This window comes from Wohlfahrtiimonas chitiniclastica DSM 18708 (assembly GCF_000375345.1).
Lineage (GTDB): Bacteria > Pseudomonadota > Gammaproteobacteria > Cardiobacteriales > Wohlfahrtiimonadaceae > Wohlfahrtiimonas > Wohlfahrtiimonas chitiniclastica.
Genome location: NZ_AQXD01000002.1, coordinates 152,438 through 171,440 on the forward strand (window position 1 = coordinate 152,438; position 19,003 = coordinate 171,440).

The window sequence follows — 19,003 nt, forward strand, 5'->3', positions numbered from 1 at the left end:
TTATGCGTTACAACAAAATGGAAAATTTGGACCTCGTTGGTAAAACCGTATTGATTCGCGAAGATTTAAACGTGCCGATTCATGATGGCAAAATCACCTCTGATGCGCGTTTAGTGGCATCCATGCAAACCATTGAGCAAGCCTTAAAACAAGGTGCGGGCGTATTGGTGATGTCTCATTTAGGTCGTCCGGAAGAAGGCGTATTCAATGAAGAATACAGCCTTGCACCTGTCGCAACATGGCTCAGCGACAAATTGGGCTTTGATGTGCCTTTAGTGAAAGATTGGATTGATGGCGTCACCGTTGAGCCCGGTAAAGTGAAATTATTAGAAAACACGCGCTTTTTAGTGGGTGAAGGCAAAAACAATCCTGAATTGGCCAAAAAAATGGCCGCATTGTGTGATGTGTTTGTGATGGATGCATTTGCAACGGCGCACCGCTCAGCAGCTTCGACAGTTGGCGTGGGTGATGCAGCAAAAGTTGCCTGTGCAGGCATGGTATTGTCCCAAGAGTTAGATGCCTTGAAAAAAGGTTTAATGGCACCGGAGCATCCGATCGTGGCGATTGTGGGTGGCTCAAAAGTCTCAACAAAACTCACCGTATTGAATCAATTGTTAGACAAAGTGGATGTGCTCATTACGGGCGGCGGCATCACCAATACATTGTTATTGGCAGAAGGCTTTAGCGTAGGTAAAAGCTTAGCGGAAGCTGATTTAGTGGCAGATGCCAAAGCATTGCTTGATAAAGCAAAAGCCACCGGTAAAAACATTCCATTGCCTGTGGATGTGGTGGTGGGTAAAGCCTTTGATGCGAATACAGAAGCCACCGTTAAGAAAATTGCCGATGTATCGAGCGATGACATGATCATGGACATTGGCCCAGAAACGGCAAAACTCTATGCAGAGCTCATCAAAACCTCTAAAACTGTGGTATGGAATGGTCCTGTGGGCGTGTTTGAATTTGCAAGCTTTGCAGAAGGGACTAAAGCTGTGGGGGATGCGATTAAAAACAGCCAAGCATTCTCCATTGCAGGTGGTGGGGACACTGTTGCGGCGATTGAGCAGTTTGGTTTAACGCCAAGCATCTCTTACATTTCTACAGCAGGCGGCGCCTTCTTAGAATTTTTAGAAGGCAAAGAGTTACCGGCCGTTGCCATGTTAGAAAGAAAAGCGAACTAAAGGATGAATATGAGTGACGAAATCTTAATTAATAAAACGCCATATGAAACGCGCGCAGCCGTGATGCGAGATGGTGTTTTACAAGAAATATTAATTGAGAGGACGGATCGAAACCTTTTGGTGGGCAATATTTATAAGGGCAAAGTTGTCCGAGTATTGCCCGGCATGGAAGCAGCCTTTGTGGACATTGGTCTAGAACGGGCTGCTTTCTTGCATGTCAATGACATTCATACGGTGCGCAATTCGTTAGAGTTGGAAAAGCAAGTGTTACCCGATGAAGATGAAGGCGGCACCAATGACGAAAAACCTGTGATCGCGCCGCCAAAAGCGGACATCACAGCCATTTTGCATCAAGGTCAAGAAGTGGTGGTGCAGGTGATCAAAGATCCTCTTGGCACCAAAGGCGCTCGCTTGACCACACAAATTTCCATTCCCTCTTGTTATTTAGTCTATTTGGCCGAAAGCGACGTGATTGGCGTTTCCATTCGCATTGAGCAAGAGGAAGAGCGCACGCGCTTGAAAGAGCATTTAACCCAATATCAAGCAGAATTGGGCGGCGCTTACATTGCCAGAACAGCCGCAGAAGGTGTTGATCCTTGGGTATTGCGTGCGGACATGCAGTTTTTATCGCGCCTTTGGGACAATGTGTCAGATCGCATCAAGCAATCAAAAGCGGGCGATCTCATTTATGGCAATTTCCCATTAGAGCTACGCATTTTGCGTGATTACGTGGGGCGTGGCATTCAGCAAATTCGCGTGGATGCCGCTGAGCCTTTTGAAAAAATGCGCGGCTTTGCAGAGGATTTTCTGCCAGAAACATTGGACAATTTGCAGCTTTATAAAGGTTCACGACCCATTTTTGATCTCTATAATATTGAAGAGGAGATTGAAAAGGCGCTCTCTAACCATGTGTCGCTCAAATCTGGCGGTTACATCATCATCGAGCAAACGGAAGCGATGACCACGATTGACGTCAATACAGGCGCATATGTGGGGCATCGCAACTTAGAAGAGACCATTTTTAAAACCAATTTAGAGGCCGCAGGTGCAATTGCGCATCAGGTGCGTTTACGCAATTTAGGCGGGATGATCATCATTGATTTCATTGACATGACCAATCCTGAGCATCAGCAAAGCGTGCTTGATGAGTTGCAATCTCACTTAGCGATGGACAATGCGCGCACAACGATCAGCGCGGTGACATCGCTTGGTTTAGTGGAAATGACCCGCAAACGCACGCGCGAAAGTTTAGAGCACATTTTGTGTGAAAAATGCCCAACGTGCCAAGGCAAAGGGTACATTAAAACCAAAGAGAGCATTTGCTATGAGATTTTCCGCGAAGTGGTTAGGGAAGCGAAGCAGTATCCAAACATCAGCGGCATTTTGATTTTAGCGGCGGCGGATGTGATCGAGCAGCTTCTAGATGAAGAGGCGCATCATTTGGCAGAATTGCAAACCTTCACGAAACTCAACATTAAACTGCAAGCCGAAGCCTTATATAATGTGGAGCAGTTTGACATCATTTTACTGTAGGAACGTATGACAAAGATTGTGGTGGCGATTACCGGCAGCATTGCCGCGTATAAAGCAGCGCACTTGGTGCGCTTATTGAGAAAAGCTGAGTGTGAAGTGCGTGTGGTGATGACTAAGGGTGCAAAAGCCTTCATTGCGCCGATGACGCTGCAAGCTTTGTCGGGTCATCCTGTGGTGGATGACATTTTAGATCCCGCCCATGAAATGGGTATGGGGCACATTGAATTGTCGCGCTGGGCAGATCAAATCATCATTGCGCCGTGCAGTGCGAACATGTTGGCAAAATTAGCCCACGGCTTAGCGGATGATTTAGTAAGCGCGATGTGTTTAGCCTCCCCAAAACCCATTCACATTGCCCCAAGCATGAATCGCTTGATGTGGTCTCATCCCATGACGGTGAACAATGTCCAAACATTAACGGACAGCGGGCGCTATGTGATGATCGCGCCCGAAAGCGGTGAACAAGCTTGTGGCGAAGTGGGTGAAGGGCGCATGGCAGAACCTGAGCACATTGCCGTGCGCTTAATGGCGGATCGCCAGCCTAAGGATTTACCGCTCGCAGGGAAAAAAGTGGTGATCACCGGTGGGCCAACGCGTGAAGCCATTGATCCTGTGCGTTACATCAGTAACCATTCAAGCGGTAAAATGGCAACAGCCTTGGCAGATGCTTTTCATTCAGCGGGGGCGGATGTCACTTTGGTGCTGGGCCGATGTGAAGCAAAACCCAATACTGCCGTCACCATTGTGCCGGTGGAAAGTGCACAAGAGATGCTTGCGGCGGTGGAAGCCGTCATCACAGAGGCGGCCATCTTTGTGGGAGCAGCAGCGGTGGCCGATTACCGTTTAGAAACCATTGCCACACACAAAATGAAAAAAACAGTCGGTGAAGAAACCCTCACTTTAACATTAGTGAAAAACCCGGACATTTTAGCCACCGTTGCCGCGCGTAAGGATAAACCCTTTGTGATTGGCTTTGCGGCGGAAACCGACCACGTCGTTGATTATGCCAAAGGCAAATTGGTGGCTAAGGGGCTAGATATGATCTGTGCAAATGATGTCTCAAATGGTCAAGTCTTTGGGCAAGATGAGAATCATATTGTCATTATTGATACAAATCACACGGAATATGAACTGAAAACCGACACAAAACAAAACCAAGCAAAAGAAATTGTCCGTTTGGCGATAAAAAAGTTGGCCGTGCAAAAATAGATGTATCCTAAATACAACAATATAAATCATTGATTTATATTAAATAAATTTAAAAAAACTTTTCTGTGTAAATAATGCAACAACAAAATGTATTAAAAATGAAAAAAATAGTTGCATTAAAGTCACAAATAGTATTAAATTAGCCACATGGATAGATATGAGAGTTGACTCATTAAATATCTAAATTATTTTTAATCAATTTGGAGCTTAAGATATGAAAAAGAGCTTAGTAGTAGTAGCATTAGCGAGTGCAATGGCATTCACAGCAGCATCTGCTGAAACAGTTTTATACGGTTCTATCCGTTTAGGCGCAGAAGTTCAAAAAAATCATTTTGGCTTAAATAAAGCTAATGGTGAAGTAACTAAGAATAAACGTGGCCTTCAAATGGAAGATTTCGGTTCACGTTTAGGCTTAAAAGGTTCTGAAGATTTAGGTAACGGCACTAAAGTTATCTATCAATTAGAATGGGGCTTTAACGGTATGAATGGCGACGCTAACGGCGAAGGCTTTGAAAACCGTTTGGCTTATATCGGTTTAACAGGTGACTGGGGTACAGTTGCTTTAGGTCGTCAAAACAACCCATTCACTGAATCTTTGAACGCTGGCACAATCGCTGACGAATTCAACGGTAACTACACTTCTGCATTGCGTTATGCAACAGCAGCTGTATTTGCAAAACCAACTGCAGGTGTTGCACAACAACAAAAGGATGGTTCTTTTGAAACAGCTTATTTTGATGGTAAAATGCCAACACGTGTAGGTAACTCTATTGCTTACGTATCACCTTCTTTCTCAGGTTTCAGCTTCACTGTAGCGGGCATTGCTAAAGCGCCAGATGTTAAAGCAAATGAGTTTGGTGAATATCCAACAACTGCATATGATGCAGCGAATAATAAGAGCAAAGGTTTTGACATCTACACTGTAGGTTTAAACTATGAGCACGAATCTGGTTTCTACGCTAAAGCTGCATACTTAGGTACAGATATGTACAAAAATGCAAAACGTGGTAACGCTTACGGTTTGAACGTTGGTTTTGCTAACGAACAATTCGGCGTAAACGCTGATTTCGGTGGTGCAGAACGTGGTCGTAAAAATGGTCAAGACCAAGCTAAAATCTCTTCTAAAGGTTGGGACGTTGGTGCACAATTCTCATTCGGTCCTGATTACTTCAGCACAGTACGTGCAACTGTAGGTCAATCTACAACTAACTACAAGTATGAAGTTGAGCCTAAAGTAAAAGATAAAATGACTGTTTGGGCGTTAGGTTTTGAACAAAAATTATCCACTCGTACAAAAGTATGGGCGGAATTTGCAAAAGAAAACCGTAAGTTTAAAGAAACTGGTGAATCTGAATCTGCAAAACGTCACAACGATGTGTTCTCTTTAGGTATCCGTCACGATTTCTAATCTGACCTGACTAAAGTCACATAACGTTATATACTATAAGGCCCGCATTGCGGGCTTTATTTTTATGGGGAGAATGTATGATTGGCGTGATCGGTAGCGGTTCTTGGGGCAGTGCATTGGCCATTCACATCGCAAAATGTCAGGATGTGATGCTGTGGGGATTTAATAACGAAGATGTAGAAAGCATCAACAACACTCGCACCAACCCACGATATTTAGGGGACATTGTGTATCCTGAGAACATCACCGCCACGACACAATTAAAAGAAGTGGTGGATCAATGTGATCAATTGGTGTTTGTGGTGCCATCTTTTGCCTTGCAAGGCATTTTAAATGAGATCAAGGAGTATCAGCGCCCGGGCTTATCCTTCATTAATGCCACAAAGGGCTTAGAGCATGACAGCAATCGCTTTTTCTCAACCTTGATTGATGAGCTGTTTGATTACCCTGTGCAAGCGGTGTTATCGGGCCCAAGCTTTGCATCGGAAGTGGCGCGCCATTTACCCACCGCCATCACCATTGCCTCGAAAAATGAGCGCGATGCCAAATCCTTTTTGCCGCTTTTTCATCATCACCACATGCGGGTATATTTAAACTCAGATCCCATTGGCGTACAGCTGGCGGGCACATATAAAAACGTGATTGCGATCGCAGCGGGGATTTCTGCCGGTTTAGGCTTTGGTTGTAATGCACGCGCCGCCTTAATCACCCGAGGTTTAGCAGAGATGACGCGCCTTGGCACATCACTCGGTGCATCGGTGGAAACATTTTTAGGGCTCGCAGGCGTCGGTGATCTCACTTTAACCGCCACAAGTACAGAGTCACGCAATTACCGCTTTGGGCAATTCATCGGGCAGGGTTTGACGAAAGAAGAAGCCTTTGAGAAGGTGTTTCAAGTGGTAGAAGGTGCGAACAACGTCATCAATATGAAAATGCTTGGCGAGGCGCAGGGCATTGAACTGCCAATCGTCAATGAAGTGTATCAAATCTTAATGGAGAATTTGCCGCCCCATTTAGCAATGAGCCATCTGTTAGAGCGCTCAGCAAAAAGCGAATAAGAAAAAAGCCTCGATTGCTCGAGGCTTTGATGCATTTTATACAGTTAACAAATCAACGACTATTTGTAACGAGTTTTTGCGAAATAACGGTCAAACTGTGCTTGTGTATTTAATGCGATGCTTTTAGCATCATTTGCAGTTGCCAATGCTTCATCAGCTGTTTTTTGTGCGTTTGTTGCACAGCCTGTAGCCACTAAACCTAAAGCGATTAAACCTGTTACTTTTAATAAACCTTTCATTGTATAACTCCTTGTTAAAGTTGGATAACAAATTGACTGTATTATCATGCCTTGTTTCTGGCATAAAAGCAATTCTCCAAGTGAATTATAGTCTATTTTAGAAAATCATACAGCCATGCATAAATTAAATCATTTTGCACAATATAGCTACCGTGGTCGTGATCTTTTAGAATAAATAATTGCGCGCCCTCAATGTTGTGGGCAATGGTTTCAAATGTTCCCTCGATGTATACATCATTTTCTCCGCCCATGATGAGGGTTTTTGCGCTAATGGCATGCAAATCCTCCGGTGAAATGTTCGGTTCTTCGAGCATCATTTTGTATAAAGGGTTTGGATCTAAGCGATACAAGCGCTCTACATAGCGTGTGCAAGCGGGCGTAAAATCATTGGGGGATAGATTCGGCCCAAGGAGCACAATGCGCTCTGCCAATTGAGGGTATCTCATGGCAAGCAGCATGGTGATGATGGCGCCATCACTGAAGCCCACAATGCGTACCGGCGCAAGGTTTAAGGCGGTGATGAAGGCGTGAATGTCCTTCATCATGGCATCATAATGATAATCAGGGTGCACAGCGCTTTTACCATGATTGCGGCTATCGATGGCATAGCATGTAAAATCACGGCTGAGTTCGGCAATGAGCGGCGTGAAAGTGGTGTGATCTTCACCATTGCCATGCAGGAAAAGGAGCGGCGCCCCTTTGCCGGTTTGTGTGTAGTAAAGCTCAACGTCATTGACCAAAATGGTTGCCATATGCACTCCTCAAAGCCCCATCATATCATTCCCAAGCTGGCGGTAGGTTATAAAAGGCTGGGAAGTTTGCCTTCACATATGCTTTATAATCCTCGCTATTGACGATTTCCACCAATGCTTGTGCCCAATCGCTGTTTTGCTGCCCATCTTTGACCACAATCCAATTCACAAAGAGTTTGCCAGGCTCAGTTTTTAAAATGTCATCCTCAGGGATTTTGGCATCTTGAGCAAAGTTCCCATTGATGATGGCATAATCTAAATCCACGCGCGAGCGCACCACTTGGGCGGCATCAATGGCAACGATTTTGACTTTTTTGGGATTGTTGATGATGTCCTTTTCAGACACCGTGATGGGATTGGCATTCGGGTCTAATTCAATCCAGCCGAGGGATTCTAAAATGCGTAAGCCGCGCGCAAAGTTGGTGACGTTATTCGGGATGCCGATGCTGCTGCCTTCTTTGACATCCTCAAGGCTCGATAAGCGCGCACGATAAATGGCAAGCGGCGCCGTTGGCACTTGGGCAAGCGGCACCAAATCGCCTTTGACCTGTGCATTGTATTCATCTAAATAGGGTTTGTGTTGAAAGAGATTCGCTTCAGCCGAGCCTTCAATCACCGCTTGATTCGGTAAAATGCCATTGGTGGTTTCACTCAATTGATAGCGAAAGCCTCGCTTTTCAAGCTCAGGGCCAATGTGCTCGCGGATCATGTCTGCAAAATCTCCAGGCGATGAGATCAAACGCACCGTTGGTTGTGTGGTCTGTGCCTTTGGCGCAGGGTCAGAACACGCCGTTAAACAGAGTAATATGGAAAGTAGAAGTAAGATTTTTTTCATGTTCAGTCCTTAAAATTGAGCCAAAAGATCAGCATAATGGGCGCGCGCCACATCCGGATGAGAGCGCAAGCGGCCTTTGAGGAAGTTTTTACCAATCTCCGTAAAGAGCGGATTTTTGGGGTCTTGCGTGATGGCAAAATTGGCAGGCTGCAAATGCGCTGGCAAATCCAAAAGTGGTACCGTGGCATCTAATTGTGAGGTTAAGAAGAATGCGAGCGAATAGCGATCGGTGCCCACAGGCGGCGTTGTGACGCGATGCTGCGTTGCTTTTAAATAACCTTGGGAAGCAATCTCTAAGAGCTCGCCAATGTTCACCACAAAAGTGCCACGAATCGGCGTGGCACTGACCCATTGATCCCCTTTTAACACCTCAAGCCCGGATGTCTCATCTTGGGACACAAAGGTTAAATAACCTGCATCTTTATGGATGCCAACGCCTTGTTTGGTATCTTCTGTACCTGGGTAATGGATCGCTTTACACAATACAGAAGGCTTGTGTGCATATGTGTGGGCAAAGGCATCGGCCGGTTGCCCAAGGGCTTGTGCAAAGGCACTGAGGAGTTCTTTAGCCAATGCCACTTGTGCCGCTTGTAGGGCAAGTAAAGTGGGTTTAAGTTGTGGCAATTGCGACGGCCATTGATTGGGCCCTTGTAAACGCAGCCAAGGCTGATGGTCGGGAATCGACTCAAGTGGCAAGGCGTCATATTCTGGCATGTAATCAAGCTGCTCGCGGCCATCGGGGCGTTCACGGGTGATCTCATTATAAAGGCGCGTATAGCCCCTAAAATGGCGTGAGTTAATCATTTCGATGGCCAATTTATCTTCAATGGGCAGCGCAAAAAATGCTTTTGATAAACTGAGCGCATCATCAATCAATGTTTGATCAATGCCGTGGTTTTTTAGGTAAAAAAAGCCAATGTTGTGCGTGACGTCTGCAAGCTCTGCAATAAAATTTGCTTGCGCTTCGCCGCCTGCACGGAACTGAGAAAAATCTAAAATGGGTAATGCATGTGACATGGGAATCTCCAAAACAAAATCAATTCAACCATGCCGATTGATTTGACTTGCCTATACGTGAAGCACGTAAGGAAGATCCTTATAAAAGAGATGGACGCTTTAGCTGTTATGCCCGCAAGCTGTTTTTTCAAATCGGCATACACATAGAATTAAAGTAAAAACTGAGCGTTGTCAAACGATTCTCAAAAATTTTTCATTCATTGGTTTTGTTGATACTGCCAAAGGGTGGCATAGAGCCCATTTTGAGCCACCAAATCATCATGCGTACCCGTTTCAATCACTTTGCCACCATCGATCACCACTAAGCGATCCATTTTGGCAATGGTGGATAAACGGTGGGCAATGGCGATCACTGTTTTGCCTGCCATCAATGTTTCAAGGTGCTCTTGAATCACAGCTTCAGATTCTGAATCAAGGGCGGAAGTGGCTTCATCTAAGACGAGAATGGGAGCATTTTTCAGTAACACGCGGGCAATGGCGATGCGCTGGCGTTGTCCGCCGGATAATTTGACGCCATTTTCCCCAACGATGGCATCAAGCCCTTTATTACCATATTGATCCACCAAATCTTGCACAAATTCTAGGGCTTTGGTTTGTGTGAGGACGGCTTTGATCCTATCATCGGTGGCATCTGGATTGCCATAAAGGATATTGTCACGAATGGAGCAGTGAAAGAGCGCCGTATCTTGCGCCACAACGCCAATATTGCTGCGTAAACTCTCTTGCGTGACGGTTTCGATGGCTTGTCCATCAATGGTGATTTGCCCTTGTTGCACCTCATACAAGCGTAACAGTAGATTCACTAGCGTGGTTTTACCACCGCCCGATGGCCCGACTAAGGCGACTTTTTCTCCTGGGGCAATCGTTAAGGAGAGATCCTGATAAATGGGTTTGTCAGCATGATAGCTAAAATGAATGTGATCAAAGGCAATCGCGCCTTCGGTCACGCTTAATGTATGGGCATTAGGGTGATCGATGATGTCATGTTTGGCTGTCATGATTTTAATGCCATCTTGCACGCTGCCGATGTCCTCAAAAATCGCATTGACCACCTTCATCACCCATGTGGACATGGTATTGATGCGGATCACCAAGCTTAACGTAAAGGCAATGGCACCTGCGGTGATGAGGGCATTTTGCCAAAGAAGCAGGGAAACAATGATGGTGCAGGCGATCAACAAGCTATTGAGTACCGTTAAGGAGAAATCAAGGGCGGTGACAAGGCGCGTTGAGTAAAGCGCCATGTCCGTTTGATGGCGCATGTGTTCATGAGTTTTGGCAGATTCGCGATCAGAGTGGGCAAAGAGTTTGAGCGTTAAAATATTGCTATAACTGTCCACAATGTGCCCCATTAAGCGCGAACGGGCTTTCGCCGATTGATGGGAGCGCTCACGGGTTTTCGGTAAAAAATAGCGCAGCAATAGAATGTACGCCACAATCCAAGCGATCATTGGGAGGGCAAGCAAAATATTGAGTTCCACAAAGAGCACAACCGTTGTCACCGCATAAATGGTGACGCGCCACATCGAATCGGTGAGCATTAAGACGGAATTGCGGATTGATTGCCCTGTGCTCATCACGCGGCTTGCAATCCCGCCTGAAAAATTACTGTGAAAGAAATTCAGGCTTTGCTTAATCAAATAATTGTGCTGCTGCCAACGAATGAGGGAAGTGAAATTGGTGGTGAGCACCTGATTCATCAAAATGTCGTGAATGAGGGACACCGCAGGACGAATGAGGACAATGACGGCCATCATCCATATGAATGTGCTGGCATGTTTTTCAAACAGCTCTGCGGGGTTTTTGACCGCTTGAATGATGTCCACAATTTCACCGATGTATTTAAACAGCACAATTTCCAAAATCGCGGTGAAAAATCCCACAATGAAGAGCGCAATGAGCGGACCTTTCACCTGCTTTAAATAAAAGGCATAAAAGCCCCATAAACTCGTGGGCGGCGTTTGATTGGGGGTAGATTCAAAGGGCTGGATGATCTTTTCGAAGTAATTGAGTTTTTTCATGGCATCGGCTAAAGCGGCAAAGGCATAGCTTATGCCAAATGGTAATTATTATCAAATGACAATCAAAAAGGGGATGTCATTCATCCCCTTCATTTTAATTATAAAAAGAGTTCGTAGGCAGGATTGTCCGTCTCTTCGATGTAGTCATATCCAAGTTTAGATAAAAAGTCTTGGAAGATGGCTTCATTCTCTTCTGTCACGGCAAAGCCCACCAACGCACGGCCATAATCCGAGCCATGGTTGCGATAATGGAAGAGTGTGATATTAAGCTGCACATTGAGGGTGTGCAAAAATTGGAAGAGGGCATTGGGCTGCTGTGGGAAGATGATGCGCAATAAACGCTCGCCTTTAATTGAGCGCGGCTTTTTACCGCCCACCATGTGACGAATGTGGAGTTTTGCCAATTCATTGTCACTTAAATCCACCACTGCTAAACCATGACCTTCGAGCGCTTCGATGACGCTCTCTTTTTCCGCCTTGCCTTGCTGCAATTGAATGCCCACATAGACAATCGCTTGGCGGTCACTGGAATAACGATAATTAAACTCAGTGATGTGGCGTTTGCCAATCACATTGACAAAGTTTAAGAAGCTGCCGGGCTCTTCTTGAATGGTGACGGCCAATAAAGCTTCGCGCCCTTCGCCAAGTTCTGTGCGTTCTGCCACGTATTGTAAGCGGTCAAAGTTGATGTTTGCACCACTTAAAATATTGCCCACATTTTTAAAGCCAATGTCGGGATACATCTCTAAATATTTTTTAATGCCCGCAACGCCAAGCGCACCGGAAGGCTCTGTGATGGCACGCGTGTCTTCAAAAATATCCTTCATCGCCGCGCAGATTTCATCGGTGGTGACGCACACAATGTCATCCACTAAATTTTTTGCGACTTCAAAAGTGTTTTCGCCAATTTGTTTGACCGCTGTGCCATCGGCAAAGGTGCCCACTTGCTTGAGTTTGACGCGCTCATTTTGATCAAGCGCCGCTTTCATGGAGGCCGATTCCACAGGTTCCACGCCAATCACTTTACAATGAGGCGCAATGAATTTGATGTAAGCGGCAACACCTGCAATCAAACCGCCACCGCCAACGGGGACAAAAATGGCATCTAAATCCGGTTGCTGCTCAATCATCTCTTTACCAATGGTGCCTTGACCGGCAATCACATCCCAATCATCAAACGGGTGAATCAAAGTTTTGCCGCTTTCATTGGCAAGGCGCACCGCGTATTCGCTCGCATCATCAAAGTTATCGCCATAGAGCACCACATTCGCGCCGCGCGCTTGGCAGGCATTGACTTTAAGGGCAGGGGCGGTAATGGGCATGACGATGGTTGTGTCAATGCCAAGGGCTTGACCGCTTAATGCCACACCTTGTGCATGGTTACCGGCGGAGACACAAATCACGCCTTTGCGGCGCGCTTCTTGGGAGAGTTGATAAATGCAGTTGTAAGCGCCACGAATTTTGAAAGAGAAAACCGGCTGTGTATCTTCACGCTTGATCCAAATATTGGTTTGTAAGTTCTTAGATAAGCGTGGCATAAAGTCGAGTGATGTACGCTCAGCGACGTCGTAAACACGCGCCGTGAGGATATTGCGGATTAAATTATCCATGGTGAAATAACCTTTGTCCTTATGAGATTAGATTTTGATGGATCTAGTAAGTTAGCACCACTTTAATCAAAAAAATAGGGGTAAACCGCATCTAATAAGTAAGTTTTGTAAGCATCAGGATCGGTGCGCAATTTTGTGGCGGAGATGTTGATGGCAGCGCGATCAGGATCAATGAGTTGCACGGGCAATTGAAAATACTGTTCATAGGGCGCAACATCTTGTGGCTCGCTACTGAAAATCACATCGGCATGAATGTTTTGAGCTGTCAAAACGGCTTTGACGCGGTTTGACCACTCAAGCCAACCATTTGGATAAAATGGGATGCCATCTTCATTAAAATCAATCGGGTGAAGATTCGGGTGCTTCGCCACTAACGGCGCAAACCATGCTAAGCGCTCTTTGCGTGTGGGCATTTTGATCATTTGGCTTTGTTCAAATAAGGCTTGATCGCGCTCGGTGTCACTGCACACAAAAACATAGAGTTCATTGACAGTTGATAAAGCTTTTTCCATCATAAGGACGTGGCCAGGATGAAGTGGGAAAAATTTACCGAAAATGAGGCCCGTTTGATATTTTTTCATAGATTTTCAATCCATTGACTATACTGTTGAGTAAACTCATAAAAGAACAAGGAAGATAAATGCAAGCGCTGTTTGACGATATTATCACAAACTGGGGTACATACATGGGGGTTTTCACGATCCTCTACTTTTTGGCCATTTTGACGGTGACGGTGATCATCATCAACAATGAAGAGGGCGCGACCAAAACTTTGGGGTATTTAACCTTGATCTGGTTTGTGCCGCTGTTTGGGGTGGTGCTCTATTTCTCCCTTGGCGTCAATTACCGCAACAATCAGATGTATTCTAAAAAATTATTGATGAATAAGGATTTAGAAAAGGGCGCTGAAGCCTACATTGAGAAAATCTCAACCGAAGCTTTGAGTTATAAAAGCGCCGCGGTGGATCAATTTAAAAGCTTAGCCACATTGGTGGGGCATGATTTTGCCGATCAAATCAGCATTGGCAATAAAGTTGAGATTTTGATCAACGGGGAAAATGCCTTCCCGAACATCATCGAAGCCCTTGAGAATGCCAAAGAGACCATTCACCTAGAATATTACATCATTCGTAATGATAAAATCGGCAATCAAATCAAAGAGATTTTGATCCGTAAAGCCAAAGCAGGCGTGACGGTGCGCCTCATTTATGATGATTTTGGCAGTAAAGCGATCCGCGGCGATTATGTGGCGGAGTTAAAGGCAAATGGCGTGCTGGTTTATCCGTTTCGTAAGATTATTTGGATTGCGCTCGCAAACCGCTTAAATTATCGCAATCACCGTAAAATCATCGTGGTTGATGGGCGCATTGGCTTTGTGGGCGGCATCAACATTGGCGATGATTACATTAATCTACCCGATTCAAAAGTGTATCATCGTGATATGCACATGCGCGTCGAAGGGCCAGTTGTGTATTCGCTGCAATACATTTTTCTTTGTGATTGGCAGTTTTGCTCTAAGGAAAAATTGATTGTCGATCCGCTGTTCCCAAGTCACATGCGCCAAGAATCCGGCACCATTGCACAAATTGCCGCCAGTGGCCCGGATTCTAAATATCCCATGATTATGTACACGGTGCTGCGCGCCATTATGTTGGCAAAAGAGGAAATCCTCATCACAACGCCATATTTTGTGCCCTCTGAAAGTGTGATGGAAGCCATTAAAAATGCCGCGTTAAGTGGCGTGAAGGTTAAATTGTTGGTGCCATATGCCACCAATTCCTTGATCACGCAGCTGGCATCGTCATCCTATTACACCGCGTTAATGAATGCAGGCGTTGAGATTTATCGTTATAAAAAAGGGTTTATTCATGCAAAAACCTCAGTGTTTGATGGAAAATTTAGCATCGTTGGGACGGCCAATATGGATAACCGCAGTTTTAACCTCAACTTTGAAGTCAATGGCATGCTATACGATGAAGCCCTTGGCCAGCAAATGTGTGATGAGTTCAATAAAGACCTTGAGCATTCAGTGCGCTTAGATCCTGTTGAATGGGAACGCCGCAGTGCAACGCAGCGCTTCATTGAGAAAGTGGCACGTTTAACCTCATCGCTGTTATAACAATATCAATCTTAAGGAGGAGAGATGAGCGTTAAAATTTTAGGTTGGGTGGCCACTTGTACTGCCGTTGGCATGTATGTGTCGTACATTCCGCAGATCATGGATAATCTTGCCGGGCATAAAGGCAATCCTGTGCAGCCCTTTGCCGCGATGGTGAACTGTTTACTTTGGGTCATTTATGGTTTAAAGCAAAAAGATTACCCGATTGCGGTGGCCAATGCGCCGGGTGTTCTTTTTGGAGCCGCAGCATTTTTAACCGCGCTGTAAAAAAATTAAATGGGCAAAAAAATTGCCCAAAATTTTAGTCAAAAAAAGGCTTGATCCATTGAAATATTGCAGTTTTGAGTTGAATCCTATAGACTTATTTAAATGAGAATCATTTTTATTTAAAATTCATCAGTTTTTGTGTAATATTTTTAAAATCAATAGTTTATGAAGTATCAACTTTTGTCAATAGGGACAATGAGGGTATAAAAAGATCAAAAATTTTTTTTCTAAAATGCTATAATGCGCGCCTTTCCTAAGTGGTGATCATTCACCCCTTAGGAATAAATTTTTTAGAGGCGAGGAAGCTTCTAGAAGCGACTTGGCAATGACAGTGTGCTTTTTGTTTTCCTCGCTTTTTTATTTTTTTACAGTTCAAAAACGTGGGTGAGGGAAATGATTCGATACATTTTAAAAAGCAGTGGCGAACGCGAAGAGTTTGATGCTGAAAAACTGAATAAATGGGCGGAGTTTGCAGCACATTATGAGGTTGATTGGAGTGCCATTGTTTTAGAAGCGTATCGAAAGTGCTATGACGGCTGCACAACCCTTGAGCTTCACAAAGCGATGATTGATGCGTGTGTTGAACGTGAAGATCATAAACACTTAAAAATGGCCGGTCGCTTTTTGATTGGCTCGATCTATAAAGAAGCGTTTGGTGGTTTTCGTAAAATTCCATCCTTAACTGTGTTTTATCACCACATGATTCAACTCGGTCATTGGGAAAAGATGGATTACACCGACGAAGAGCTCATCGAATTAGATCGCGTGTTAGATCACACCATTGACATCAACTATAACTACACCACGCTGCGTCAAATGAAAGATAAGTATTTGATTCAAAATCGTGTGACGGGTTATTGCTTAGAGTCCCCACAATTCATGTTCATGGGCATGGCGATGCAAAACATGCAAAATCAGCCAAAAGCTCGTCGCATGGAAGACATCAAAAAGCTCTATCGTTATTTAAACGAATTGAAAATCAACACGCCAACGCCGATGTTGATCAACATGCGTACGCCACATAAAGGCTATGCATCTTGCTGCGTTTACACCACCGGCGACAATGTGGACAGTTTATCCACAGGTGATCACATTGCCTATATGATGACGTGTGCCTCTGCAGGGATTGGCGCGCACTTGCTCACCCGTTCAAAAGGTGATCCGGTTAAACAAGGCCGCGTGATCCATCAAGGTAAATTACCGTATTACCGCATGATTCAAAGTGCGGTGCATGCAAACATGCAATCAAGCCGTGGCGGCAGTGCAACCGTTTACTTTAACGTGTTAGATCCTGAAATTTATGATCTGTTGGTGTTGAAAAACCCAACGACTGTTTTACAAAAACGTATCCGTGACATCGATTACGCGATGCTCTCTAACCGTTTATTCGTCGAAAAAGTGGCGAAAAATGAAGATTGGATGCTCATCAGCTATCAAATCGCGCCAGATTTATACGATGCATTTTATGCCAATGATTATGATAAATTTAAATCATTGTATGAATTCTACTTTGCCAAAGATTGCAAAAAACAGATCGTTAAAGCCNGTGACATTGCAGTCAAAGCTTTAACTGAATCGGCTGAAACTGGCCGAATCTACATGACGTACATCGATGAGATGAACCGTCACACGCCATTTAAAGACACCATTTATTCAAGTAACTTGTGTTTAGAAATTGCATTGCCAACCAAACCTTTCCGCGACATTCAGGATCTTTATTCTGAAAATCCTGAAGGTGAAATTGGTTTATGTAGTTTAGCGTCGATTGTGGTTGGCCGCGTTGAACCTGAAGAATATGAAGATGTGGCGTATTACACCGCATTGATGATTGATAACGTGATCGAATTGATGGAATATCCATTCCCATCATTGAAAACAACCGCCCAAGCGCGTCGCTCCATTGGCGTTGGCATCACAAACCTTGCCCACGAAATGGCGAAACAAAAATTAAGTTATGCCTCTAAAGAGGGTAAAAATTACATCCATCAAATCGCAGAACGCCACAGCTATTGGTTGCATAAAGCATCGCTTCGTTTAGCCAAAGAGAAGGGCAATGCGAAATGGATTGGTAAAACTAAATATCCAGACGGTTGGTTACCCATCGATACTTACTGCACAGCCGTGGATGAGGTACACAATCAAGCCTTATTGTTTGATTGGGAAACCCTTCGTAAAGAGATCAAAGCGCAAGGCGGCATCCGTCACAGCGTGTTAGAAGCAATGATGCCAGTTGAGTCATCAAGTCAATTGACCAACACCACCAATGGCGTTTACCCGATTCGTAACCTTCGTGTGATGAAAACATCAAGCAATAATAAAAACTTGTTGTTAGCACCAGACTTAGATGAATTGGGACCATTTTATGACATCGCATGGAATTTAGAGTCGAAAGACCTCATTGACATGTATGCGATTATTCAGAAGTTTACAGGCCAAGCCATTTCGGCGGATCTTTACTTAAACTTAAAAGAAGAGGGAAATATCTCCACAAGTAAGTTGCTCAAAGATTACATCTATATGATGAAGATGGGCTGTAAAACGCGTTATTATTTAAACAGCGCCTCAGGCATCATCCATGAATCTTTTGTTGAAACCGTGGAAGATAAAGGGTGTGCGGGCGGCGCTTGTACTTTATAGGAGAATACCATGCAAGAGAGTAAGCCAGCCTCAATTTTTAACCAGGACAACAGCGCCTGGCAAACAGGCCGTTATCCATTAGTGTTAGGTGAAGCGCTCGGTTTATACGACAGCGTCAATGTGCCTTATCCAAAGTTGTTTGATTTGTATAAGCTACAAAAGTCCATGGACTGGACTGAAGACGAAGTGAATCTTGAACAGTCACGCATGGATTTGTTGAACTGTTCAAAAAATAACTACGACATTATGGTCAAAACCCTTGCATTCCAGTGGGAATTAGACTCTGTGGCGGCGCGTGCCATTGCACCATTGTTTGCACCTTTTGTGTCAAACAGTGAGCTTTGGGCAATGCTCTCTAAGCAATCTGAAGTTGAGAACTTACATGCTTTGACGTATTCAGAAATCATTCGTCAATGCATCTCTGATCCTAAAGAAGTGTTCCAAGAAGTGATGAAGAACGATGAAGTTTTAAATCGTTCCACCACCGTGATTGAAACCTTCAATGAGTTGTCTAAATATGGTGCGCTCTATAAGTTGGGTCAAGTGGATAAAAATGATCCAACTTTAAAGCAAGTGGTGCTTAAAGGCTTTGTGGCGCTTTACTGCTTAGAAAAAGTTGAGTTCATGAGCTCATTTGCCTGTACATTTGCCTTAGCTGAGCAAAACATCTTCCAAGGCATTGCAAAATTGGTGCAAAAAATTGCCCAAGATGAGCAAGTGCACGTGATGATGGATGAAGCGATTTTAGAGATTCTCTTAGCGGATGAAGAGTGGCAAGTGGTGCTCAGTGAGATTCGTGGGGATGTGGAAAACATCATTCGTGAAGTGATCGAGCAAGAGTTCTCTTGGAACAAATATTTGTTCAGTGAAAATCGCTCCATTGTTGGTTTGAATGAAACATTATTGAATGAATGGGTGCTTTACAATGCCCAAGATTTGTATCGTTTCTTAGGCGTGGACAATCCTTATCCTGTGATCAAAACTAAACCATTGGTTTGGATGGATAACTGGTTAGATTTGAACAAAACGCAAAATGCAAACCAAGAGTCAGACAATACCAACTATCGCTTAAACAGCGTGTTAGATGACTCAGAAGACGAAATTTTTGACATTTAATGAC

At 44.5% G+C, this 19,003-nt stretch carries 16 protein-coding genes; 9 read left to right on the forward strand and 7 right to left on the reverse strand.

Going from position 1 to position 19,003, the window contains the following annotated elements; genetic code table 11:
- Positions 1-2 precede the first annotated feature (2 nt).
- The 5 genes from B143_RS0105250 (at position 3) to B143_RS0105270 (ending at position 6,386) form a co-directional block, all read left to right on the forward strand.
- Positions 3-1,178 (forward strand): phosphoglycerate kinase, encoded by a 1,176-nt coding sequence (locus tag B143_RS0105250; RefSeq protein WP_018122488.1) that lies wholly within the window; start codon positions 3-5, stop codon positions 1,176-1,178.
- A gap of 9 nt (positions 1,179-1,187) precedes the next feature.
- Positions 1,188-2,711, forward strand: coding sequence for a ribonuclease G (gene rng / locus B143_RS0105255; RefSeq protein ID WP_008316298.1), 1,524 nt, complete (start codon positions 1,188-1,190; stop codon positions 2,709-2,711).
- A 6-nt stretch (positions 2,712-2,717) separates the two neighbouring features.
- A complete protein-coding gene (gene coaBC, locus B143_RS0105260) occupies positions 2,718-3,920 on the forward strand; it encodes a bifunctional phosphopantothenoylcysteine decarboxylase/phosphopantothenate--cysteine ligase CoaBC (RefSeq protein ID WP_018122489.1) in 1,203 nt (400 codons plus the stop codon).
- Positions 3,921-4,134: 214 nt separating this feature from the next.
- On the forward strand, positions 4,135-5,328 hold the full coding sequence (locus B143_RS0105265; RefSeq protein WP_018122490.1) for a porin: 1,194 nt from the start codon (positions 4,135-4,137) through the stop codon (positions 5,326-5,328).
- A 77-nt stretch (positions 5,329-5,405) separates the two neighbouring features.
- Positions 5,406-6,386 (forward strand): NAD(P)H-dependent glycerol-3-phosphate dehydrogenase, encoded by a 981-nt coding sequence (locus tag B143_RS0105270; protein WP_018122491.1) that lies wholly within the window; start codon positions 5,406-5,408, stop codon positions 6,384-6,386.
- 59 nt (positions 6,387-6,445) lie between these two features.
- Here the strand turns inward: B143_RS0105270 and B143_RS0105275 are convergent, their stop codons facing one another.
- The 7 genes from B143_RS0105275 to B143_RS0105305 all read right to left on the reverse strand — a co-directional run bounded on the left by B143_RS0105275 (position 6,446) and on the right by B143_RS0105305 (position 13,441).
- Complete coding sequence (locus tag B143_RS0105275; RefSeq protein WP_008316302.1) at positions 6,446-6,625, reverse strand: alanine-zipper protein; 180 nt, start codon at positions 6,623-6,625, stop codon at positions 6,446-6,448.
- Between the two features lie 92 nt (positions 6,626-6,717).
- Positions 6,718-7,377 carry an alpha/beta fold hydrolase gene (locus B143_RS0105280; RefSeq protein WP_018122492.1) on the reverse strand — a complete coding sequence of 220 codons (660 nt, stop codon included), beginning with the start codon at positions 7,375-7,377 and terminating at the stop codon, positions 6,718-6,720.
- A 25-nt stretch (positions 7,378-7,402) separates the two neighbouring features.
- Positions 7,403-8,212, reverse strand: a complete 810-nt coding sequence (locus tag B143_RS0105285) for a MetQ/NlpA family ABC transporter substrate-binding protein (protein WP_018122493.1) — start codon at positions 8,210-8,212, stop codon at positions 7,403-7,405.
- A gap of 9 nt (positions 8,213-8,221) precedes the next feature.
- On the reverse strand, positions 8,222-9,229 hold the full coding sequence (locus B143_RS0105290) for an isopenicillin N synthase family dioxygenase (protein ID WP_018122494.1): 1,008 nt from the start codon (positions 9,227-9,229) through the stop codon (positions 8,222-8,224).
- A gap of 197 nt (positions 9,230-9,426) precedes the next feature.
- On the reverse strand, positions 9,427-11,250 hold the full coding sequence (locus B143_RS0105295) for an ABC transporter ATP-binding protein (protein WP_018122495.1): 1,824 nt from the start codon (positions 11,248-11,250) through the stop codon (positions 9,427-9,429).
- Between the two features lie 98 nt (positions 11,251-11,348).
- Complete coding sequence (gene ilvA / locus B143_RS0105300; RefSeq protein WP_018122496.1) at positions 11,349-12,860, reverse strand: threonine ammonia-lyase, biosynthetic; 1,512 nt, start codon at positions 12,858-12,860, stop codon at positions 11,349-11,351.
- A gap of 62 nt (positions 12,861-12,922) precedes the next feature.
- Positions 12,923-13,441 carry an adenylyltransferase/cytidyltransferase family protein gene (locus tag B143_RS0105305; RefSeq protein WP_008316311.1) on the reverse strand — a complete coding sequence of 173 codons (519 nt, stop codon included), beginning with the start codon at positions 13,439-13,441 and terminating at the stop codon, positions 12,923-12,925.
- Positions 13,442-13,500: 59 nt separating this feature from the next.
- Here B143_RS0105305 and cls point away from each other — a divergent pair, with 59 nt between their 5' ends.
- From cls to B143_RS0105325, 4 genes are all read left to right on the forward strand, one after another.
- Positions 13,501-14,979, forward strand: coding sequence for a cardiolipin synthase (cls, locus tag B143_RS0105310; RefSeq protein WP_018122497.1), 1,479 nt, complete (start codon positions 13,501-13,503; stop codon positions 14,977-14,979).
- A gap of 24 nt (positions 14,980-15,003) precedes the next feature.
- A complete protein-coding gene (locus B143_RS0105315) occupies positions 15,004-15,246 on the forward strand; it encodes a SemiSWEET family transporter (RefSeq protein ID WP_008316316.1) in 243 nt (80 codons plus the stop codon).
- Positions 15,247-15,972: 726 nt separating this feature from the next.
- Entirely contained in the window at positions 15,973-17,883 is a 1,911-nt protein-coding gene (locus tag B143_RS0105320) for a ribonucleoside-diphosphate reductase subunit alpha (protein ID WP_428837379.1), read from the forward strand.
- 9 nt (positions 17,884-17,892) lie between these two features.
- Positions 17,893-18,999 (forward strand): ribonucleotide-diphosphate reductase subunit beta, encoded by a 1,107-nt coding sequence (locus B143_RS0105325; protein ID WP_018122499.1) that lies wholly within the window; start codon positions 17,893-17,895, stop codon positions 18,997-18,999.
- Positions 19,000-19,003 lie beyond the last annotated feature (4 nt).